The organism is Paracidovorax valerianellae, from assembly GCF_900102625.1.
Lineage (GTDB): Bacteria > Pseudomonadota > Gammaproteobacteria > Burkholderiales > Burkholderiaceae_C > Paracidovorax > Paracidovorax valerianellae.
Window position 1 is genome coordinate 84,933 of the sequence record NZ_FMZC01000014.1, and the last position, 22,667, is coordinate 107,599.

Genomic DNA, 22,667 nt, shown 5'->3' on the forward strand with positions numbered 1-22,667 from the left:
CGGGATGACCCAAACAATCGAGGATTTGCACGTCTATCTGCGCACCATCAAGCAAGACGAGCGCACCTCTCTTTCCGTGCTGGCGAGCCTTGTCCGCGAGGGAACCACGGTGCTCGACCTGGGCTGCGGCAGCGGCGCACTCGGGCAATATCTGGCAGAAACCCGCAGTTGCACCAGTGATGGTGTCACGCTCAGTGAAGCAGAAGCCGAACATGCCCGCCCCCACTATCGCCGCGTCGAAGTGGCCGACCTGGAAGCCTGCGATCTCGTTACCCTTTTTACCGGGCAACGGTATGACTACATCGTGTGCGCCGACGTCCTGGAACACCTACGGCGCCCTGAAGGAATCCTGGCGCAATGCCGCGAATTACTGGCACCCGGCGGCCAACTGCTGATTTCGGTACCCAACGCCGGTTATTGCGGACTCATCGCGGAGTTGCTGCAAGGTGAATTCCGCTATCGCGAAGAAGGCTTGCTGGACCGCACCCACCTTCGCTTCTTTACCCGGCGTTCCCTGGCGCGCTTTCTTGGTGAGCAGCGCTGGGCGGTCGATCAGATCGACACTGTACGGCGCGAGGTGCCGGAGTCCGAATTCAAGGCCGCGTTCGACCTGCTGCCCCCCGCCGTCGCGCGGCACCTTCTGATCGCGCCCGATGCCATGGCCTATCAGTTCATCGCCGCAGCGCAGCCTGCCGCGCAGGCGATCACCACCGATCAGGGTGGTTCGGCAGACGCGGACGAAGCCCACGCCCTGTTCACCGCCCAGCTTTACCTGGGACAGGCCGGCCACTATGCCGAAGACCGCAAGCTGACCTCCACCGGCATCATCGGCCGCGACCGGCAGACGGTGCGTTTCGCCTTGCCGGACACGGAAACGCCCCTGACCAACGTGCGGCTCGACCCCGCCGACCGCCCCGGCTTCATGCACCTGCACGGCATCGCATTGCGCAACGCCGATGGCGAGGCCGTCTGGACGTGGCAGGCGGACAGCGCATCGCGTTCGCTGCTGGCCAAGGCCCCGCACAGCCAGATCGTCTGGGAGCAACCCATGCCTGCCGCCTCCCCGGCCACCCTGCTGCTGTTGACCGGAGACGACCCGTGGATGGAGTTGCCCATTCCGCGCGAGATCCTTACCGCCCATGGCGGCGAGGGTGCCACGCTGGACATCGAACTGGGGTGGCCCATGTCGGCCGACTACCTGGCGTTGTCGAACGCCGTGTTCCCTTTGCAGGATCGCATCTCCACCCTGGAAAAAGACGCCGCCCAGGCACAGCGCGATGCGGAACAGCGGCTGCGCGAAACCCGCGAGGCGCTCGAACGCGAAAAGCAGTCGCTGGGCGATCAGAAAGACGCCCTGGAAGGCGACAAGCGCACGCTGGAGTACCACAACCAGGCTCTTCAGGAGCACAACCAAACCCTCAAGAGCAGCACCGAAACGCTGCTCCGCCAGCGGGCCGACCTGCAATTGGAATCTGCCCAGTTCCAGCGCAACGCCACCCGACTGCAACATGAACTGGGCCGCCTGCAGCACGACTACGGCGCCCTCGCCCACCATTTGAAAACCATCGAAAACTCCACCGTGTTCCGCGCCACCCGCCCCCTGGTGCACACCAAGATGCGCCTGGACCGCCTTTTAGGCCGCGCGCCCAAGCACGCCGCAGCCACGGCCCAGGGGCCCGTGCAGGTCACGCCACCGTCGCATCCCGTGGACGTGATCGTGCCCGTCTACCGCGGCCTGGCCGATACCCAGATGTGCGTCGATTCGGTACTGGCCAGCCCCTGCGCCACGGCGTACCGCCTGATCGTCATCAACGATGCCAGCCCCGAGCCTGAAGTCACCGCCTGGCTGCGCGAGCGGGCCACGCAGGACGACCGCATCGTGCTGCTCGAAAACGAGGAGAACCTCGGCTTCGTCGGCACGGTCAACCGCGGCATGGCGCTGAGCGGCACCAACGACGTGCTGCTGCTCAACAGCGACACGGAAGTCGCCAACGATTGGCTCGACCGCATTCGCCAAGCAGCCTATGGCGATGCCAAGGTGGCCTCGGTCACCCCGTTTTCCAACAACGCCACCATCTGCAGCTACCCGCGCTTTTGCAAGGACAACGACCTGCCCCCTGGCTATGACACGGCACGCCTGGACGCGCTGTGCGCCAAGACCAACGCAGGCGCGGTGGTGGATGTGCCCACGGGTGTCGGATTCTGCATGTACATCCGGCGCGACTGCCTGGTGCAGCTGGGCCTGTTCGATACCGAACACTTCGGCAAAGGCTACGGCGAAGAAAACGACTTCTGCCAGCGCGCGCATGCCGCCGGCTGGCGCAACCTGCATCTGCTGGACACCTTCGTGCTGCACACCGGCGGCGTCAGCTTCGGCGACAGCAAGAGTCCGCGCGAGTTGGCCGCCATGGAAACCCTGCGCCGCCTGCACCCTCGCTACGAACGCGATGTGCATGCCTTCGTACAGGCCGACCCGGCGCAGCCTTACCGCCTGGCGCTCGATGTCGCCCGCATCGCCGAAGCCGGTGTTCCGGCCGTTCTCGCCGTATTGCACGATCGCGCCGGCGGCACCGTCCGGCATGTCCGCGAACTGGCCTCTTACCTGGCGGACCAGGCCACGTTCCTGACCCTCACGCCCGCCCCAGGGCACAGCGTGCGGCTGCGCATGGCGAGCGAGGATGAAGGGTTCGAACTCACCTTCCGCCTGAACGACCAATACGACGATCTGCTCGGCATCCTGAGGCAGCTGGGCGTGCGCCATGTGCACTTCCACCATTTGCTCGGACATGGCCAGGAGGTGCGCAACATTCCGCATCTGCTGGATGTGCCGTATGACTTCACCGCGCACGACTACTACAGCTACTGCACGCACATCTCGATGACCGACGCGACCAATCGGTACGCCGGCGAAATCGGCCCCGGGCAATGCAAGTGCTGCGCTCCCGAGATGCATTCGCCCATGGGCGGCACCGTGGCCGAGTGGCGCGGCGCGAACGCCCGCCTGCTCACCGGCGCCCGCCGCGTGCTGGCGCCCAGCCACGACACGGCGCGGCGCATCGCCGGCTTTGCGCCCGCGGCGCACGTGCATGCGGTGCCGCACACCGATCTGCCGGACAGCGCGTCGCTGCCCGTGCCCGCACCGCGCACGCTCCTGCCCGGCCAGCGGCTCAAGGTGGTCGTGATCGGCGCGCTGAGCGCCATCAAGGGCGCAGACGTGCTGGAAGCCGTTGCCATCGAAGCCGCGCGCCGCAACGCACTGGTAGATTTCCACCTGATCGGCTACGGCTACCGCCACCTGCAGACGCAGCCCCGCGCGCGCCTGACGATCCACGGAGAATACGAAGAGAAGGACCTGCCTGGCCTGCTGCAATGGCTGGAGCCGGACCTGGTCTGGTTCCCCGCGCAATGGCCCGAGACCTACAGCTACACGCTCAGCGCCGCCCTGCTGGCCGGTCTGCCGGTGGTGGTGCCTGACATCGGCGCATTTGGCGAACGCCTGTCGGGACGCCCCTGGAGCTGGGTCCACCCCTGGGATGCCACGCCCGCCCAGTGGCTGGCCTGGTTCACCGATGTCCGCGACCGGCAATTCGCCAAGGGCGAGGCACCGGACTTGGAAGAGTCACAGCCCACCCCCCCGGTGCTGCACGCGTCCACCGCTGCGCCGTTCCGCTACGAATCGGACTACCTGGAGAACATTGCGCTCCCGGCACCGGTGCAACCCATCGCCATGGCCGACTTGCAGCAATACCTGCCGCAAGCCACCCCCACTGCAGCCGCCAAGTCCGGCGTGCTCTCCGCGGTGGTCTACCTGCGTTCTTTGCCGGTGCTGCGCGGCGTTGCCCAGCGCATCCCGTCGCACTGGCAACGGCGGGTCAAGAACTGGCTGCAGGCCTGACCGTACCAGTCGCCGGACCAGCAAAAAGGGCTGCCATTTCTGGCAGCCCTTTTTATTGGCGAGATTGGAGAGATCAGTTGGCGGGCTCTGCGGACCGGCTGACCGGCACACCGCAGCAACTTCACGTGACAGTCACTTGCCCAGCAGCAGAAAGATCTCGTTGTTGAGCAGCAGCTCTTGCGGGTACTTGCCATGCAGAGCCTGTGGCACCTCCATCTGCAAGCTGCGGCGCTCCTGGCGAATGACGTGGAAGCCCGCCTGAGTCATCACGGCGACGAGTTCGTCCGCCGTCAGCCGGTTCAATGTCTTGTATTCGTTGAAGACGAATTTCTTGTAGCCATCGACCCCAAAGTCGTCGAAACCGAAGTCGCGCTCGGCACCGTCGATCGGACCCTCGTGCGCCTGGATGACGGCCCAGAGTTCGTCATCGCTGACGAGCAAGTGGTGCCACGGCACGTCGTCATAGCGCCGCAGGTGCGAACCGAAAGGCGAGAAGTACAGGGGCTCGATCTGCAGGAAGAAAACACCGCCGGGATTCAATGCCGCATACAGATCGCGTGCGATGGGTTCCAGTTGATCCTTGCTCACGTGCTCGAATGTGGACCAGCTGAAAATCCCGTCCACCGGCCGCCGCCCGGCCAGCGGCGTGGCCGGCGCAATGGTTTCGAAGCTCAAGGCCTTGGGAACGCGGCGAAGGCCCAGCTGTTCCTTGGCAATGCGCGGCAGCTTGGAATACTCCTGCCGGATGTCGATGCCGTGGATCGAAGTCGCTCCATGGCGCAGCGCCAGGGCCAAGTCCGTGATGCCATCGCCGCATCCGAAATTGAGCAGTCTCGCGGTTTTCACGTCCAGTGCCGAACCCAGCCAGTGCTGGACGACGTCGGCGGCATAGTGAAAATGCGCCCGGAACCACTCGTCCGAGATGCGTTCGGCATCCCACTGCGGCGCCCCCCAGAATCGTTGCTGGATGCGATCGAACAAAGTGGTCATGGGCAGGCGCCTATCGCAGAGGGAAAAGGAAAAAACAGCACACGGGCACGGGCCCGTCATCAAGCCTCTTCAAGGCTTGGCCAGTACGTAGGCGTCCTGGTGGTTCCAGAAATGCACCGGCACCCGGTGGATGAGCCGGTCCATGCCCACGGTCTCCGCAATGCGCGCCAGGACGAATGCCTCCGACGTGAACGCTGTGCCGTATTCCTGGACGTCGATCGCCTGGGACTCGCTGGAGGGCGCAAAGAAAAAGCCTTCTTCATCCAGCGGGACGCTGTCGTGCGCAGCCGCCTTCAACCCGTGGGTGGAGAACACCAGAACCCCGCCAGGGGCCACGCCCTCGTACAGGCATTGCAGCCAGCGGAACCACGTGCGGCGCGGCAAGTGGCTGAACAGCGACAGCACGAACACCACGTCGTACTTCTGCTCCCACGCCAGATCCTCCGGCACGGTGGAAGAAAGAACACTCTGCACACCGAAGGTGCTGTGCGCGAACTGCATGGCGTCCGGCACCACGTCGGAGACAGTCACGCGTTCGGCGCCCAGCGCTTTCACCAGATGCCGGGTGAATCGGCCATGCCCGCTGGCGAATTCCATGAAGCGCTGGGTCTTCAGCAATGGCCTGTCGACGGCCTCCAGCAGCACCATCAGCTCGGACAGCGTCCGCCAGCCGTCCGCCAGATAGTCACGCAGCGGGTTGGTGCTGGAAGGGTGGCCCTCGAAGAACCGGAAGATGTCGTCCGCACGAGCAATCTCGCAGTTCAACCCCATCATCTGGGAGAACGCGCCTGGCAACGTGTGCCGCTCGATCAACTGGTGCGCCGTCAGGCGCGTTTCGCGATCCTGCAAGGCATGGCGCAGGGCCTCTGCGGCCAGCATCCGCTCATTGCGTTCCAGATGTTGTTGTCCAAGGGCCAGCCATTCGGTGGCCGTTTGAGAAGGGGCGGTCAGATCATTCATGGATAGAAGGCCGAAATGAAGACCGTGCCGAACAGGCACGCAATCTTCAATGGCATAAAAAGGCTCCAGCGCATATTCTACTAGGGCACATAGCTATCAAATGTATAGCATTCAACGGAAATGGACGACGCGCACTTCGGATGCAGAGCGCAGCGGTGTGCAGTACATCGCGCGTCTCATCCCCAGTGGTGCGGCAATTTCACCAGCCCCGGCATGAGCGTCGGCGAGACCCAGTTGAAGTTCAGAAACTGGAACCACTCGTCGTAAACCACCAGGCCGCTTTCATCGAAAAGAAACGCGCTGATGACGTAATCGCCGCTGTGCAGCGGAAGGTTGGGGAACGTGAGCACGGAGCGCCACAGCCCATCGCCCAGCGGTATCGGCGCCGCGCCCTCTTCGTGGGTGGCCAGCGAGGTAATGCCAACCCCCTTGGACTGCTCTATCATGAAACCGACATTGGGCTGTTCGCGTCCCCGGCCGCGCACGACGATGGTCGCGACCAGATCTTTGCCGGACAGCCGGCCATAGCTGCCGTCCTGCGGTTCGCCCAGGTTCCCGATATCGACCGAAAGAATGCGGGCGGAGCCGTCGTCGCGGGCCGGAACATTGCCATTGCGCTGGCGTCGGCCCACGGAGGCAGCATCCGTAGCGTTCGTCGCGGCTGAAGCGCCGTCGCCGTCCAGCGGGGCGCCGTTGTCCGGCGCCGGGGCATCGGTAGCACCACCCTGCCCGCCCGCCGCCTGCGCCGATTCCGCATTGCGTAGCCGGGAGTGCACGTCATAGGCGCCCAGCACCGGCTCTGTCAGCCCGAACTGTTTGACGCGCCCACCGTCGAGCCAGAGCGCCAGATCGCACAGATGGCGGATGTGGTACGGGCTGTGCGAGCAGAACAAAATGGTGCAGCCCGCGTTGCGGAACGCCATGATGCGGTCCACGCATTTTTTCTGGAAGTGCTGATCGCCAACGGCCAGGGCCTCGTCGATGATCAGCACGTCGGGTTGAACGGCCGTCACGAGCGCGAAGGCCAGGCGCACCGACATGCCGGACGAGTAGGTCTTCACCGGCCGATCGAGCGCCTCGCCCAATTCGCAGAACTCGATGATCTCCGGTTCCAGCCGCTGCATCTCTTCGCGCTCGATCCCGATCAGGCTGCCGCCGAAATACAGGTTGTCACGGCCGCTGAAGTCGGGGTGAAAACCCGCGCCCAACTCCAGGATGGCCGTGACACGGCCAACCCGCGCGATGGAGCCGGTCGAAGGCTGGAGCGTACCCGCCAACAGCTTGAGCAGCGAACTCTTGCCAGCACCGTTGTCGCCGATGACACCGATGCACTGGCCACGCTGCAGTTCAAAAGACACATCGCGCAATGCCCAGTGGCTGCGATGGGTGGACCGGCCGGTGATCAATGATTTGAGGCGCTGCCGGGGAGAGGCATAGAGTTTGTACTCCTTGCCCACATTCGTGACCTTGAGCACTGTCTCCTGGGCCATTTCACCCACCGCCTGGCTGCCTTTAGCGCTCTCGCTCATAACCAATCCACCAATTGGTCGCGGCTGCGTTTGACCACGACATTCAGCGCCACCGCAATCACTACCACCCAGGTCAGTGCGACTGCCCAGACGATCGGCGGCGGCAGTACACCTTGTAACAACACTTGCTGGTAACCGATCACCAGAGCGGTCATCGGATTGAGCCAGAGCACCCAGCGCCAGTTCTCAGGAAAGAGGGTCAGGGGAAAAAGAATGGGCGTGAGATAAATACCCACAGACAACAGGAAACCCACCAGCTGCACCGTGTCGCGCAACGCTGCAGCCAGGATAGCCAACAGGTAAGCGATCAAAACGCTCAGAACCAGTTGCAGCGCCATCAGCGGCAGGATCGCTCCAACCGCAGGCCGAAAGCCGTGCAATGGAGCATAGACCAAGGCCACCAGCGCGAGCAGTGGCCCGAAAATCACGCAACTTGCCATCACCGATCGCGTGGTGAACAACACGGGCGGCAGCGGATTTTTTTGAAGCATGCTGCCGGCTTCTATCAGGCTGTTCATTCCCCTTGATACGGCATCGCAAAACGCCATCCATGGAAGTGCGCCCACGATCAAAAATGTGCCCACTGCGTGCGTAGGAGCGCCCTCACCCAGCCGCATGGAAAACACCACGTCGAACACCAGATAGTAAGCAGCCACGGTCAAAAGGGGCTGCAGGTATGGCCAAAGAACCCCCACCGCCGTTCCGGCATGCCGTGCCGCCACTTCGCGACGAGTTAACACCCACACCAACGATCGAGCGCTCCACACGGAGCGCCACTCATTCCATAAAGTTTGCATGCAGGAACAAAGAGATGAACAGGCTCATTTAAAACAGCCTTGAAAAGGTGCAAAGACCAACCGCCTTGATCGAGACAGTTGGCCCTTCATCGCAACCACAAAGTTCAGTTGATCGGTTTCAACTGCGTGGCATGGTCCGCTGCAAACTTGGAAATGGCTGGCGCATCCAACGTCATATCCTGCTGCAACTTTTGAGCCTCTGCCGCCCGCGCTTCCTGGCGAACGTTGTTACGCACTTCGTTCATCAACTCTTCGCGCACTTCGGCAAACGGCTTGGTGGACACCGGCTTGCGGTCTTGCAACTGCAGAATGTGGTAACCGTATTGTGTTTTGACGATCTCGCTCAGATCGCCTGGCTTTTGCAATGAAAAGGCAATCGCTTCAAATTCGGGCAACATGCGTCCGCGCTCAAAAAAGCCCAGGTCGCCACCTTTGGCGCCGCTGCGCTTGTCCGTCGACCGATCTCGCGCCATCTGGGCAAAATCTGCGCCGGCCTTCAACTCTTCCAGCGTTTTTTCCGCTTGAGCGCGTGACTCTGCTTCGGTCCCGCCAATCAAGATGTGGCGGATTTGGACCTGCTCTGCAGTCTTGAAACGCTCGGGTTTGGCTTGGTAAATATTGCGAGCAAGCGGCTCGGCAATGGCATCACTGGGAGTGTGAGCCGCATCAAGCTTGGCAAGCCATGCATCAGAAAGCGCCTTGTCCCGGGCCATGCGAACTGCAGCAGCGACTTCCGGATCTTTGGCCAGCCCTTCAGCTTCTGCCTTATCGGCCATCGCCCGGCGTGCGTACAGGTTGCCGACGATCTGCGTCACCGCGCTGGAGCGGGAAAGCACTTGCGCTCGAGAATCGGGCGGAATTCGCTGCTCGGCGTCCGCTTCGACATCAAGTGTGGTGATCACATTCTTACCGCCTTTGACCAGCGGCAAATCTGCGCCGGCAGCCAATGCGGTGGAGCCAGCGTGCAACGCTACCACGAGAGCCGCGGACCGAAGGAGAAAGGATGGGGCAAAAACACTATGCATGGATGAGCTCATCAGACTATTCGTACAGTTAAAAAAAAAGGCGGGGGAAACCCCCGCCTTTCTTGGATCGCATTGCTGCGATTAAGTGCCGAAACGATTAGTTAACGGTCTGAATGCGCGTGTTACGGTGAGGCCAGGTGATACCGAAGTTACCCGACACGCCGTTGCCCACGTTGGGGTTGGACAGCTTGATGAACGAGGAACCCAGGATTGGCAGACCGTTGCCGCCGTTGGTGGTGTTGATCGCGCCCCAGCCGTTGGTGTAGGTACCAGCGGTGATGGTGGTGCGAGCAACATTGCCGCCGAGCGACGATGCACCTGCGTCAGCGAAAGCCAGCACGCTGGTTTCACCGCAGAAACGCACGACGGAAGGAGCCAGCGGGTTGCCTGGCGAGAACACTGGAGGCGTACCGGCTGCACCAGCGGTCGTTTCTTCACGGTTCCAGAAACGTTGGCTATCAGCAGCAACGCAGATGTTACCGACGGAGTCAACGCTGGTGTTGGTAGGCAGGAACCATTCGCCACCGGCAACCGTGCCACCGTTCAGTTGCGAGAACAGACGGTAGTTAGGAGCGGTGATACCGACCACGTTTTGGTTACCCACGACACCGGTAGCGGCATAGTTGGCGACCACGCTGTAACGGCGGGTAGGCATCGAGAACACCCAGTCCGTCTTAGCGGAGATCGACGTGTCGGTAGCGTACTGGTTCGTCACCGAGGTCACAGCCAGGGCCGTGGTCAACAGGTCAGCTTGTTCCAGCGGTGCAGCCGTTGCCGAAGCAGGCACTGCAGCCGTGTAAGGCGTAGACATGTCAGGCAGGTCGAAGAACGAAGCAGCCAGCGTAGCGGTGCCCAGAGGGGCGCCGTACGTGCCGCCGGTCGTGCCTTGCGTAGCAGGACGCGCATCCGTACGGAACAGTGGGTCAGCCGTGAACGTGTCCACGTTGCCAGCCGAAGCGTTCGTTTGTGGGAAGTGCACGAAATTGCCACGGCCATCGGCGCCGTTCACGGCAACGCGAGCAGCCACGGAGGTAGCAGCGCCGGAGAACGTCGTCGTTTGTGGCAGGTTCAGGATGTACCAGTCACCCATCAGGCCGCTGGAAGGCGTGTTGAAACCAGCGGTAGCAGCTTGTGCTTCCGTGGTGAAGTTCGTCACGGCAACCGTGTTCAGCAGCGTTTGAGCCACGGAACCGTCCACCGAGCAAGGTGCCACGTTGCTGGCGTGCTTGATAGCGCCGTACAGCGTAGGAGCAGCAGCCGTGCCACCGTTGTTTGGAGGAATGTCAGCCATGTTGAAAATTTCAACGTAGCCTTCACGGGTTTGGTTAGCCTTGTCGCCAGCAGCCAAGCTAGGGTTCAGACGGTCCAGAATGAACTTTTGTGGCACGTTAGCGGTCAGCTTAGGCACCGTGCAGGTGTTGTCAGCGGTCACGATTTGTGCAACGCCGTCAGAACCTTGCGTCACAGCAGCGGTCCACACGTCGCCTGGAGACATGAAGACTTGGAAGTCAAGAATGTCGTCAGAGTTCGAAGCGCTACGGAAACGAACCTTCACGGCCTTGCCGTTGGAGGTGTCGGTGTTCACAACGTGGAACACGCTCATGTTGTTGTTTTGAGCGGTGAAATATGGCACCAGCAGGTTGTGACCCACGCCGGCATCCGAGATTTGCAGCACGGTAGCGTTCGTGGTGGTCAGCTGATTCGTTCCATTGAACGTACCCGTGCCAGGCACGACGCCAGCCGATGCAGCACCGGCAAAGCCCAGGCCACCAATCATGGCAGCAATGCTCAGGGCCAGAACATTTTTTCTCATATCAAGAACTCCAGTTGAAAAGTTGGTAAGCGCAACTACCACGATTGATTACGCTGACGGATGGTAGCACAGCACTTTGGAAGGAAGTACAGCGAACATGCCGTGAAAAAAGACGTTGTCGAAAATACGCAACACTGAGATTGCAAGCGTGACAGCACCATGCAGCTTGGCGCTTACCTAAGGTAAGCGCCAACCCACAATGAAACGTCAGCTCTCCTGGAAGTGCCACCATTGGCCGTCTTCAAGAAGCCACACTTCGTTCACGTACATGGGAACGATGGGTAGATTTAACCCTGGAATCCCAGGCTTAACATCCAGCCGCACCTGTGTTTCGCATCGAACAGCATCGCAGGTCACTTTGGTGACCTCAGCGCCCTTGGCAGCAACCGAGGGCCCGAACTGCTTGCTGAACTGCTCCGCGGTGCGTAGTTTACGGTACGCGGGGGTGGACAGCGCATAAGCAGCTTCATATTTACCTTCGAGACGCGCTTTCCAGTACGTCTCGGCACGCTTTTGAACCACCTGTTCGGGCGTTCCACCCATGCTTGCGCAACCGGCCAACGAAACAGCCGTTGCCACAAGCGCTATCGCCTTCAAGGATCGACAGTGAAATTTAGCCATGCCTATACTCCATACAGAAAAATGCCTAAGAAATTACTTACTGGGTAGGTAGCGGCTGCACCGGCGGACGCGGTGAAGGCAACGGGGCAGCACTTCCACGCTCTTGCAATTCGATGGCACGCAATCCCTTGAGTCGATCCCGTAAGTCTTCGCTAACCTCACGAATGTCGACATCGTTCCTGACCACCCGCGGGGTAATGATCACGATGAGTTCCGTTCGATTTCCCGTTGTGGTGTTGGATCGGAACAAATTACCCAATAGCGGCACGTCTTGGAGAAGTGGGACCCCAGAACGGCCAGAGTTTGAGTTGTCCTTGATCAAGCCACCCATCACGATTGACTCACCTGACCGCACGGCAACTTTGCTGCTGATCTGTCGCTGCAAGAAAGATCGTTGGCCGGTAGGCGCATCAACATTGCCAACATCAGTCACTGTTTGGTCCAACTGCATGGAAACGATGTTTCCTGCATTCACAGAAGGCGTCACGGAAAGATTGACCCCTGTGTCCTTGTATTGGATGTTGCTCGTCGTCGCGTTCGGGTTGTCTACAAATGAGGTGGTCGAGGTGCGAACAGGTGTCTGATCCCCCACGCTAATTGCAGCAGTGTGATTATCGAGCACCATGAGTGACGGGCTGGAGATCATCTTGACCAACGATTTCTCAGCCAAAGCCGACAAGGTTGCCTTAATGGTTCCCGCGGGATTGCGCAACGTATAAGAGAAGCCTGGCGTAACATTGGTACCATAAGCCGGCGTGCCAAATATCGATCCTGATCCGCTGTATCCTGCGCGCGCATCGTTGCTAAAGGCCCACTGCAGCCCGTACTGAAGATTGTCATTGAGCGTGACCTCAATAATGCTTGCTTCAATCAGTACCTGCGTTGGGGGTAAGTCAAGGCGCTTAAGGCTCGATTCAATTTTGGTGTATTCAGCTCGAGTGCTCCACACAAGCACTGAATTATTCAGTTCATCCGCCATTACGCGAATCCCCAAATTTCCGCCTAGCGAAGAACCGCCTGCCTGTCCGGAATTCCTGTTTCCTGTGTTGCTGCCGCTGCTATTAAGACCATTAGACGACGAAAAAGAATTGCCGAAGCCATTTCCACCAGCAAAAGAACTTCCAGACGACCTGCCAAGACCACCGCCTCCGTAGCCCCCACCACCGGAAAACGCGTTAGAAGTCGTGCCAAATCCTGTCGAGCCTGATTGGCCGAAGGAGTTTGCAGACGAGCCACTGAGCCCTGGCGCTACGCCGCTATTTGCGACCTGACTAAACCCCGAGCTGCCGCCAAAAATTCCATTCAAGACGCTGGACAGATGGGCCGCATTGCCATTCTGAACCTGATAAATGAACAGTTGCGGTTCATTGCCACCATCGCTGGGCTGGTCCAACTTCTCGATCCACCTCCGCGCTTCTTCTAAATAAGAAGCGCGGGGAGTGACGACCATGATGCTATTGATGCGCTCAATCGGCATGATTCGCAAAGCCCCGAAAAGTGGATTACCTTCGCCCAGCGTGGCTGCACCCGCAGCGCTTTGGGCATTGGCAGTTCCTGCCGCAACGGGAGCGGTCGTGCCTGGCGCATTTCCGCGGCCCGCTGCTGGTGTCGGAACCGCGCCTCCACCGCTGACTAAACGCAGAGCTGTTTCCACCTCGTTGATAGACGCATGTTTCAACGGAAAAACGCCCACTGACATCCCTTTGAGCAAATCGATGTCAAAGGTGTTTACCAAATCGAGCCATCCTTCTGCCTGCGTACGAGTGCCGTTGAGGATCAAAAGGTTGCGCATGTTGTCAACACGCACGATGGCGTCTTGGGGGACCATGGGCCGCAGGATGGAAGCCATTTCAGCGGCCCCGATGTACTGAAGTGGAACGATGATGGCTCCAGATCCAGGGGTTAGTGGCGACGACGTGATCTGCCGCACAGAAACACCAATGGCACGCAAGGCATCCGGTCGCCCGACATGGTAAGTACCTCGAGCATCTCGCACCATTGCCAGCCCATTGGCCTGTAAAGAACTTTCGAGCAGAAACACCGCCTGATCCGGAGCAATTGGCGTACGCGTTGCCAAGGTGACCGTTCCGTTCAATGGAGGATGCAACACATAGTCTGTTTTCAGAATGTCGCCCAAAATGGTGCGCACTACTTCCGATACCGGTGCCTCTTCGAAATTGAAGGACAACGGAGCCCCTTGAATGGAAGCGACCGGTTTGGCCGGGGCGATGACCCGATCATTCCCGATGATGAAACGTGGTTCTGGGGCTGGCGGATTGCCCTGCGCAGAAGACGCATCCGTTTTGCCGGCCTCCGTCGCGGTGGTGGACTCAGTGGCGGCCGCCGGCTTGACTGCGGTCCCAGACTCCGTAACAAGGTTGCTTCCAGCGGTGGTGGTAAGGGGCTGGGGCGCCTGTGCAACGGCTATCTGGGAAGTAGCCAGCGCAATGGCGGTGAGTGCGTGTCGGTAAGGGGTCATGACTACTTGCCTGGAAAACGGGGAAAAACTTAGCGAACTGGCAAGCGTGCTCACTGAGCACGGCCTCCAAATGTCGCGCGAGGAGTTGGGGGGGGGCGCACGGGCGTACCGCCGCTGGGCGGCGTGGCAGGCGCCATGCCGGTGTATGCAGTGACGGCGGCACGGGGAAGCTGCAAGACGCGGGTCTGACCGCTCTTGGTGAAGGTCACATTCCGGCCACTGATGGATTGAAGCGTCCACCCATCGATGTTGTCATTCAGGCGCGCACGACGATGCTTGCCCGCCACTTCGATAATGATCCCGCCGGCGCCATCGCCGGTGAAGACTCCCGACAACCGAGCTGTACTCAGATTGTCCACCTGGACCTCTTCGGTAGGCTTAGGGGGCGGCGGTGGCGGCGGTGGCTTGCGAGTGAAAGAAAACAGAGGGCGATCCAGCATGGCAATGAATTGCGCTGTATCGGCATTGGTCACTCCCGGCAGTGCGGGAAGCATGGCCGCAAAATCTGTTCGGTGAGGCTCCGGGGCTTGCCAGTGAACGTTGCGGATGCTGCCATCCAAGCCGATCCACAGCCATGCCAGAAAAATGAGCAGCCCTGCATTGATCAGCAGCAACAGGTGCAGTGCATAACGCTTCATGTGCGCTCCCGCAGCACACTCAGCCCGAACTGTGCCGACAACCGAGGCGCGGCTTTAGGGTCTGGATTGCCATAGCCTTGAACCTGGATCTCCAGATCGTTGACCAAAATAATGGGCAACTGGCTTGTCAATACGGCCAGAGCGCTTTGAAGGGCCAGCATCTCGCCTTCGGTTCGCACCGTCAACGGAATGCGATCAAAGCCTTTTTCCTCTTTGGACGGAAGCACTTGACTGCTGATGACTTGCAAGCCAGCGGCACTGAAAATATCTCTGATTCGCTGTTGGGCTGCGTTACCTGTCTGGTTAGCATCTTGAGAGGCGGGATAAATGTATTGCCCTCTAGCCCCCCTGGCACGGGAAAGCAGGTCCTCAATGTCGGTTCGCTGCGCCTGCAACCCCATCAGACGGGCATAACGCGGCTCCATCTGAGCCAGCTGTGTCTCTGCATTTTGGTGTTTTTCTGCAATGTACCAACCCAGCATGGCCAACGGAGCAATTGCCAAGGCCACGGTGCAGATCAGGATCATTCCTTCCCGGGATGAAATGCTTTTCATGGCTGTGTGCGATTTACGGGCGAAGAAGAAGAGGCGGAGGCAGCAGGCGCTTTTGCAGCAGGACTGCCTCCAAATGCGGGGGTCCCCCCACCAAAAGCCGGTTTCCCAGAAGCAGGCGCAGGAACAGCAGGTCCCGCAGGAGTGGCGGGAGCAATTCCAGGCGTCGTGTTTGCGACGGGGGGTGTGGCAGCAGCGCTGGCACCTGACGCGACGACGCCAGCCACGGCGCTTGCAGGACCAGCTGGCGCAGTTGGGGAAACTGCTCCACTGGCAGCAGCTGAAGCGGTGGCATTTGGCGCTTTTCCAACCACGCCATAGACATTGGGATCCAGCATGAACTCGATGGAAAACGCCTCTTTCGTGGAATTACCCATCCGTGTCGCAGCAGATGGGGCGCGGACTTCACGAAAGCCAGACTCGTTGCCGAGCACTTGCATCAGGGCCGCAGCATTTCCAGTGAGTCCAACGATCGTTACCTTGGCGCCTTGAAGGCGAAAGCTTTGAATATAGGTATCGTCCGGCAGCAACTGGGTGAGTTTGTCCAGCACCTTCAGAGGCTCAATGCGTGTGCCAAGCACTTCCGACAGCATGCTCAGCTTTTCGGCAGACTGCATCAAAGCATCCCGCTTGGCCACCACAGGGGCCGTTCGCTGGGCAGCGTCCTGGTAGCTTCGCGCCGCCTCGATCGCACGCTCACGCAGTTGAAGAGTAGGTGTCACGGCAATGGCGGCCGCCAGAACAACCATCAGGCCCAGAAGACCATAGCCCGTACGGCGCCACCTCATTGCATGGGCATGGCGCAAGCCTTCGCCATAGCCGCCCACGACGATAGGACGCGTTTGGCTGCTGCGCACCCAAACCTCTGGCGAGGACACGCCGCCCAGCCGAGAGACCTGCGACGCGAGGTATTGCGCGATCTGTTTGCGAGACGCCATGGCCAGTTCGACCCTGGTATTTCCCGCGATAGCTCCAGCGGCACAACACCCCCAAGCCAGATCCGCCTCCGAGAACGGGCTGATGGCGCGAACCTCCAAAGCCGCCGCCTTGAAAACATCTGACTCGGCCATGGGAGGCAATGTCAGCGTCCGGCGCAGCACCAGTTCTTCGGGCAGTTCAACCGCCGTGAAACTTGCTTTGACAGGACCCGCCACCTTGGACTGTCTTTCATCCCCCAGCCAGAAAGACAGGTCCTCTCCCGGATGAAGCAGCACCACCGGCGCCGCTGGCGTCAGCCAGGCAAACATGGGCCACGCATGCATGTCCTGCCACGGGCTTCGGATATCACGCCAGAGCGTGTGCAAATCGACTCCCAGGAAACGGGCATCGGATGAGATGGAAGGCATGGTGGCTCAGGAGTTTTTTTGAATCACAGGCTCAACGCTGGAACTGGTGCGGAAGGTATGCCATGGCACACCCCCTTTTGCACGAGCGTTGAAGTCGATGCTGCGCGACACACGCAACCAAACACCATCCGGCATGGGAACCCGGGCCTGCACCCGCAACCGCCGAACCGTCGAGCTATCTAGAAATGCGGCATCCAAGGCCGTGGTATCGACGCCTTCAGCGCCAGAGTCACGATCAGCAACTATGCGCATGGCGACTGCAGCATTGCCCCCAGCAAGGACGGTCAACACTTCCACCGGCGCAGCCATTGGGTTGACCATGCCACGTCCTCGGATGTCTGCAGTGATGAGCGTTGAAAGTCTAGCATAGAGGTTGTAATCGACTCCTGGCACCTTGAGAAGGTCTTCCTCCGACTCGAAGCGCTGCGGCGCTCCTTGCGGATTGCGCCGTTCCCGCGTTTCCACGGTGGCCTGCGCCAACCCTTGTGCAGCGTCTGGGGAAAGCCCTCCTGCGACAGCATAGAGTTTTGCCAACAACGCGACCGGGGCGCCGTTGATGTCGATCAATCCATTCAAGGGCATGGCCTGCACCTGCATTGCCACGCCGCGGTATGCAATGTGCGCCTGCCTTGTTCGGTTGATCGGAGCATTGCCGGCCACAATGGCTTGCAATGCCAGCTGGATCGCTGCGTCTCCCAGCGCCTGCGCTTGGACGTTTTGGCGCGACAAGCTCATCATGCGGGCCTCTTCCCGAATGGACTTCGTCAAGCCTGAAACAATGATGGTCAAGGCAGCGACCATCCAAAGCACGGCCAATAGGGCCATGCCGGACTGGTCCTTGACAGGCTTTCGCCGCCGGGACTGATGCATCAGCCGCTGCCTCCGAAAGTGGCGCCACTGCTGGAAGGGTCGCTGGAAGGCAAGACGCGAAGTGGAATGACGATCTCTGGCCACGCAGAAGAAGCGGTCGAGATGGAAATGGAAACCCGCTGCGGCGGGCGATCCACCAAGGTCCAGGGAGCACCCCAGACAGGAGGCTCCTCATTGGGATCCTCGTAACGAATGGAGAAGCGAACCACATCGTCCACCAGCACATAACTGGCTGCCTGATTCCAGTCTGGCGGCACGCCCCCTTCGATCCATGGCAAATATCGCAACACCAAAGCCCGCCCAGACGGTTGGTCCAGCACGCCCAGCCGAAAATGGTACCGCCCTCCCGCGCCATAGCGGGCTGGCATGATGCCCACCCAAGCCATCTCCTCAGGGAGACCGACAAAGAAGAAAGGGCTCTCGTCGACAGACAAAACAGCCGCTCGCTTTTGCAGGGATATCCGCCCAAGGACGGAGCGCAAAAAACCATTGGCGACCCTGAGTTCGTCCGTGCGCAGCATTCGGATGTCCACCCGCTCTTCCGTCTGCGCTGTGGTGCGCAATGCGGAACCCAGCGCGAGCATCACCAAAGACAACAGGGTGATAACCACCAGCAACTCCACCAGCGTAAAGCCGCGTTGACGAAGCCCCTCCATGGGCTGAATCCTGATCGTCATCGCCCACGCCCCGGTTCAAGCGGCTTGCGTTGCGGTCGCAAGGTGCTCAGTTCGAAATTGCGCAGTCGCACGCCATCCGACCAGGAGATGACGATGTTCACTTCATGCAAAGGGGGGATGGCCGGGCCGTTGAATTCCGTGGCATAGGGCGCTGTGGTCAGACGCCATTGGTAGCCAGCAGACTCCCCGGACTGGTTCAGCCCTTGTTCCGGAATCGCGTCGCGCAGGGAAAGCAACGATTCGGCCAAGACAACCGCGCGCTGGTAGCGATCGACATCCCCGACACTGCGGGCACTGCTTCCCATGGCGCGATAGAGCATGCCCAGCGACAGCGCCATGATGGCGAAAGCCACCAAAAGCTCCAGCAAGGTCAGCCCCCGCTGGTGACGGTGCCTGCGCTGCATCATTGGGTGAGGGCCTCTTGGGTCACACGCCCGGACAGCCAATCCACTCGCAGGCGAGTCCCCACCCCGGGTGCCCGCAGAATCTCGATGCTGCCCCCCGTCGCGCCTCCTCCGGGAAGAAAACGGATGGCTGCCTGGCTTTGCCCACTCAACTCGGTACCCGCAACGATGGCGCGCAACTGCAGCGGCTCAGGCAGTGGCTTCAACGCCGAGTCGTTGCCGTACATGCGGTTTTTCAGATCCACGGAAAAGCGGACCTCGCGCCCCTCCGCCATGGCGGTGAACCGGGCTGCGCGCATCTGGCTCAACATCGTGCGGACCGTGTCGCGGTACTGCGCAGAGTCGCGCAGCCGCTCGAAAGCCAGCGGCGCCAAGCCGATCACGAGCGCCAGGATGGCGAACACGACCAGCAATTCGACCAGCGTAAAGCCGCGCTCGCGCCGCATGGCAGAACGGCAGGGGATGAAGTCGGTCAGGGCGTGTTGCGGATGTCGGCCGCTTCGCCTTCGCCGCCGGGCGCGCCGTCGGAGCCGAGCGACAGGATCTCGATGCCGCCGTTCGGACCGGGATTCGCATAGCGGTAAGGATGGCCCCATGGGTCGGAAGGCACGCCGCCCTTGAGGTAGGGACCCGTCCAGCCATTCACCGAGCCGGGGCGCTTGACCAGGGCTTCAAGGCCTTCTTCGGTCGATGGATAGCGGCCCACATCGAGCTTGAACAATTCGAGCGACTTGTCCAGATCGGCGATCTGCACGCCCGCCGTTTTGGCTTTGGCGCCGCCCAGTTGGTTCAGCACACGGGGGCCGACGAGGCCAGCGAGCAGCGTCAGGATGGCCAGGACGACCAGCAGTTCGATCAGCGTGAAACCGCGGGCGGATTTGCGTTGCATAGGGGTGCCACAGGAGCGGCCAGCACGGGAATGCGCCATGGAAAGAGACTCCTTGGACAAACAAAAATTATACGGCGAGGTCATTGATGGACAGGATCCCGAGAAGGATGGAAACAATGATGGCGGCGATCAAGATACCCAGCACCAGAATGAGCACAGGCTCCACCAGAGTGAGAAGGCGTTTGATACCGGTTTCGACTTCGCGGTTCAATATATTGGAGAGCTCGATCATCATCTGGCCGATGCGGCCGGTTTCCTCACCCACGCGGATCAGGTTGATCGCCAGCGGTTCGAAGATGCCCGTCGCAGACACGGCTTGAACGACCTTGCCCCCCTCTTTCACGATAGGAGCGACACGGGAGAGGGCCTGCTGCAACACGGTGTTGCTCACGGTTTCAGTTGCGATGTGCAAGGCCGTCAGCATGGGAACCCCATTGCCGAGCAGAGTGCCCAGGGACCGGGAGAACAGCGTCAGTTGATATTTCAGGGCCAGGCGCCCCATGAGCGGCAGCTTCAGCAATCGCGCCTGCCACCATTGCCGCCCCGCCGGAGACGCCACCCACCGGCGCACCATCAGGCCGAGCCCCAGCGCCACGATGCCGATGAACAGCCCGTAGCGCGTGAAGGCATGGCCCAGCGCCATGACGATCTGGGTGGGCATCGGCAACGCGTCGCCCATGTCGGTGAACAGTTTCTCGAACTGCGGCACCACGAAGCCCAGCATGGCAATGAGCGACAGCACGGCCACACCCAACAGAATCGCCGGATAGATGGTGGCGGAGATGACGCTGTCGCGCAGTGCGCGCTGGCGCTCCATGTGCTCCACGAGCCGCTCCAGAACCGACGACATCTGCCCGCTGGCCTCGCCCGAGCGGATCATGTTGATGTAGAAATCGCCGAACAGATCGCGATGCTGCGCCAGCGCACGGCTGAGCGGCGTGCCGCCCTTGACCGCATCCAGGATGCCTTGCAGCAGCGAGGCCATGCTGGGCTTGTAGCTCATGTCGATCAGCACGCGCAGCGCATTGTCCAGGGCCAGGCCGGCGCGAAGCATGATGGACAACTCCGACGTGAGCGCCAGCACATCCGCGGCCTTTACCGGCCCCTTGCCGGCGCGCCCTTTGGGCACGGCGGCGGCACCGATCGCTTCGTTGGCCGAGGCAGCGCCCATGGCGCTGCCCGAACTGGCTCCAGCCGAAGTGGCCGAGTCACCGATGCTCAGAGGAGTGAGCCCCTGCGCACGCAATTGCTTGAGGGCCTGGGCTTCGGTGACGGCGCTGAGCCGGCCCTCGACCACTTTGCCGGAGGCGGCAGCGGCGCGCCAGACGTAATCAGGCATCGGCTTGGTCCTGGGTCACGCGGGCGAGTTCGTCGATGGTCGTCACGCCGGCGGCCACCTTGCGCAGTCCGTCTTCATAAAGATTGAGCATGCCGCCTTCCGCCGCCAGGGCATTGAGCGCGTTGGCGTCTCGGCCCTCGATGATGGCGCGGCGCATCGGCTCGTCCAGCACGAAGAGTTCATGGATGCCGGTCCGGCCCCGGTAGCCGGAACCACGGCATTGATCGCATCCCACCGCCCGGTAGATCGCCTGCCCCACGCCGCTGAAACGCGACAGCCCGGTGCTCTGGCGCAACTCTTCGCCGGGATCGTAGGGCTCTTTGCAGTGGCTGCACAGCGTCCGCACCAGCCGCTGCGCCAGCACGCCGTTGACGGCAGAAGTGATCAGGTAGCCTTCGACGCCCATGTCCTTCATCCGGATCACAGCGCCTGCGGCGGTGTTCGTGTGCAGCGTGGAGAGCACCAAGTGGCCCGTGAGCGCGGACTGCACCGCGATCTGCGCCGTCTCTCCGTCGCGCATTTCGCCGATCATGATGATGTCGGGGTCCTGCCGCAGGATGGAGCGCAACGCATTGGCGAAGGTCAGGTTGATCTGGGGATGCACCTGGATCTGGTTGATGCCTTCCAACTGGTATTCGACCGGGTCCTCCACGGTGATGATCTTGTTGGAATCTGCATCGATCTTCGACAGGGCCGCATACAGCGTGGTGGTCTTGCCCGAGCCCGTCGGGCCGGTGACCAGCAAGATTCCGTGCGGGCGCGCGAGCAGGCCGTTGAACCGCTCCAGCGTGTCCTTTTCGAAACCCATGGTTTCCAGCTGCAGCCGCACGCTGGCCCGGTCCAGCACCCGCATCACGACGCTTTCGCCGTGCACGGTGGGCACGGTGGACACCCGCAGATCGAGCTCACGGCCCTTCACGCGCGTCTTGATCCGTCCGTCCTGCGGCAAGCGGCGCTCGGCGATATCTAAGTGGGCCAGCAGCTTGACGCGCGAATTCACGGCAGCGCTCAGGCGCGGGGGTACCAGTTCGCCGGCGTGGATCACACCGTCCACCCGGTAGCGCACGTGCAGGCCGTCATCGAACGGCTCAAGGTGAATGTCCGAAGCACGCAGATCGATCACGCGGCCGATGATGACGTTCACCAGGCGGATGACCGGCGCCTCGCTGGCCAGGTCTTTCAGATGCTCGACGAAATCGCCGCCATCGGAACCATCGCCGAAACCGTCGTCCGACTCGTCACCTTCTTCGCCCTGCTCCACCACCGGCTGGGACAAGGCCTTTTCGATGTCGCTGTCCAGGGCCAGGTGCGGAACGACCACGTGCCCGGTCGCCAGATGCAGCGCCTTGACGACGAAAGGGTCCTGGGGAACGGCCATGGCCACGTGCAGCCGGCCTTCGCTGACTTGCAGCGGGTACACGCTGTTGGCGTGCAGAAATTCAGGCAGCAGCCCTTCCACCTCGGGCATCAACTCTGGAAACTCGGCCGCCGGCACGATGGGAATGCCCAGCTGGTGCGACAGCGACTGGATCACGTCCAGCTCTGACACCAGCCCCAGACGCACCAGCACACGGCCCAGCAGGCCGCCCATCTCTTGCTGGGCGGAAAGCGCGCGGTCCAGATCGCGGGCGCTCAACTTGCCCGACTGAACGAGCAGCTCTCCCAGCGGAGGGCGAGGCGCTGGCGGCGTGTCTGCCAGAGGTTCGATGCGGTCGGGAAGGGTGTTCGTCGTCATGGAGGTGTAGAAAGCTCGCGGGGAGCGGCGCTGCGTTGCGATGCGGGCCTGGCCGTGCGCGCGGTGGTCTCCAAGTGTAGCCGCGGCGGCCTTCCCACGGGCTCGCTGA

Annotated in this window: 19 protein-coding genes; 1 reads left to right on the forward strand and 18 read right to left on the reverse strand. The window is 61.3% G+C overall.

Going from position 1 to position 22,667, the window contains the following annotated elements; genetic code table 11:
- The first annotated feature begins 4 nt into the window (after window positions 1–4).
- On the forward strand, window positions 5–3,895 hold the full coding sequence (locus BLT03_RS18945) for a methyltransferase domain-containing protein (RefSeq protein WP_092745319.1): 3,891 nt from the start codon (window positions 5–7) through the stop codon (window positions 3,893–3,895).
- Window positions 3,896–4,027: 132 nt separating this feature from the next.
- On the opposite strand, the gene BLT03_RS18950 is transcribed toward BLT03_RS18945, so the two are convergent.
- From BLT03_RS18950 to gspE, 18 genes are all read right to left on the reverse strand, one after another.
- Window positions 4,028–4,885, reverse strand: a complete 858-nt coding sequence (locus BLT03_RS18950) for a methyltransferase domain-containing protein (RefSeq protein WP_092745320.1) — start codon at window positions 4,883–4,885, stop codon at window positions 4,028–4,030.
- A gap of 69 nt (window positions 4,886–4,954) precedes the next feature.
- Window positions 4,955–5,845, reverse strand: a complete 891-nt coding sequence (locus tag BLT03_RS18955) for a class I SAM-dependent methyltransferase (RefSeq protein WP_092745321.1) — start codon at window positions 5,843–5,845, stop codon at window positions 4,955–4,957.
- Between the two features lie 176 nt (window positions 5,846–6,021).
- Complete coding sequence (locus tag BLT03_RS18960) at window positions 6,022–7,335, reverse strand: ABC transporter ATP-binding protein (protein ID WP_245711465.1); 1,314 nt, start codon at window positions 7,333–7,335, stop codon at window positions 6,022–6,024.
- Between the two features lie 35 nt (window positions 7,336–7,370).
- On the reverse strand, window positions 7,371–8,171 hold the full coding sequence (locus BLT03_RS18965; RefSeq protein WP_092745323.1) for an ABC transporter permease: 801 nt from the start codon (window positions 8,169–8,171) through the stop codon (window positions 7,371–7,373).
- A gap of 104 nt (window positions 8,172–8,275) precedes the next feature.
- Entirely contained in the window at window positions 8,276–9,208 is a 933-nt protein-coding gene (locus BLT03_RS18970; RefSeq protein ID WP_245711459.1) for a peptidylprolyl isomerase, read from the reverse strand.
- Between the two features lie 85 nt (window positions 9,209–9,293).
- A complete protein-coding gene (locus BLT03_RS18975) occupies window positions 9,294–11,009 on the reverse strand; it encodes a cell surface protein (RefSeq protein WP_092745325.1) in 1,716 nt (571 codons plus the stop codon).
- A 207-nt stretch (window positions 11,010–11,216) separates the two neighbouring features.
- Window positions 11,217–11,630, reverse strand: a complete 414-nt coding sequence (locus BLT03_RS18980; RefSeq protein WP_092745326.1) for a hypothetical protein — start codon at window positions 11,628–11,630, stop codon at window positions 11,217–11,219.
- 37 nt (window positions 11,631–11,667) lie between these two features.
- On the reverse strand, window positions 11,668–14,109 hold the full coding sequence (gspD, locus tag BLT03_RS18985) for a type II secretion system secretin GspD (RefSeq protein WP_092745327.1): 2,442 nt from the start codon (window positions 14,107–14,109) through the stop codon (window positions 11,668–11,670).
- A gap of 50 nt (window positions 14,110–14,159) precedes the next feature.
- Entirely contained in the window at window positions 14,160–14,747 is a 588-nt protein-coding gene (locus tag BLT03_RS18990) for a hypothetical protein (protein WP_092745328.1), read from the reverse strand.
- A complete protein-coding gene (gene gspM / locus BLT03_RS18995) occupies window positions 14,744–15,301 on the reverse strand; it encodes a type II secretion system protein GspM (RefSeq protein ID WP_092745329.1) in 558 nt (185 codons plus the stop codon). Before gspM ends, BLT03_RS18990 begins: the two co-directional genes overlap by 4 nt.
- Window positions 15,298–16,644 carry a PilN domain-containing protein gene (locus BLT03_RS19000; protein WP_092745330.1) on the reverse strand — a complete coding sequence of 449 codons (1,347 nt, stop codon included), beginning with the start codon at window positions 16,642–16,644 and terminating at the stop codon, window positions 15,298–15,300. The genes gspM and BLT03_RS19000 overlap by 4 nt, the downstream gene beginning before the upstream one ends.
- A 6-nt stretch (window positions 16,645–16,650) precedes the next feature.
- Window positions 16,651–17,469, reverse strand: coding sequence for a type II secretion system protein GspK (locus tag BLT03_RS19005; protein ID WP_092745380.1), 819 nt, complete (start codon window positions 17,467–17,469; stop codon window positions 16,651–16,653).
- 44 nt (window positions 17,470–17,513) lie between these two features.
- On the reverse strand, window positions 17,514–18,170 hold the full coding sequence (locus BLT03_RS19010; protein WP_092745381.1) for a prepilin-type N-terminal cleavage/methylation domain-containing protein: 657 nt from the start codon (window positions 18,168–18,170) through the stop codon (window positions 17,514–17,516).
- A gap of 17 nt (window positions 18,171–18,187) precedes the next feature.
- Entirely contained in the window at window positions 18,188–18,598 is a 411-nt protein-coding gene (locus BLT03_RS19015) for a PulJ/GspJ family protein (protein WP_092745331.1), read from the reverse strand.
- Entirely contained in the window at window positions 18,595–19,041 is a 447-nt protein-coding gene (locus tag BLT03_RS19020; RefSeq protein ID WP_092745332.1) for a GspH/FimT family pseudopilin, read from the reverse strand. Before BLT03_RS19020 ends, BLT03_RS19015 begins: the two co-directional genes overlap by 4 nt.
- A 26-nt stretch (window positions 19,042–19,067) precedes the next feature.
- Window positions 19,068–19,523 (reverse strand): type II secretion system major pseudopilin GspG, encoded by a 456-nt coding sequence (gspG, locus tag BLT03_RS19025; protein ID WP_092745333.1) that lies wholly within the window; start codon window positions 19,521–19,523, stop codon window positions 19,068–19,070.
- A 28-nt stretch (window positions 19,524–19,551) separates the two neighbouring features.
- Window positions 19,552–20,823 (reverse strand): type II secretion system F family protein, encoded by a 1,272-nt coding sequence (locus tag BLT03_RS19030; RefSeq protein ID WP_092745334.1) that lies wholly within the window; start codon window positions 20,821–20,823, stop codon window positions 19,552–19,554.
- Window positions 20,816–22,558 (reverse strand): type II secretion system ATPase GspE, encoded by a 1,743-nt coding sequence (gene gspE, locus BLT03_RS19035; protein ID WP_092745335.1) that lies wholly within the window; start codon window positions 22,556–22,558, stop codon window positions 20,816–20,818. The genes BLT03_RS19030 and gspE overlap by 8 nt, the downstream gene beginning before the upstream one ends.
- Window positions 22,559–22,667: the final 109 nt, after the last annotated feature.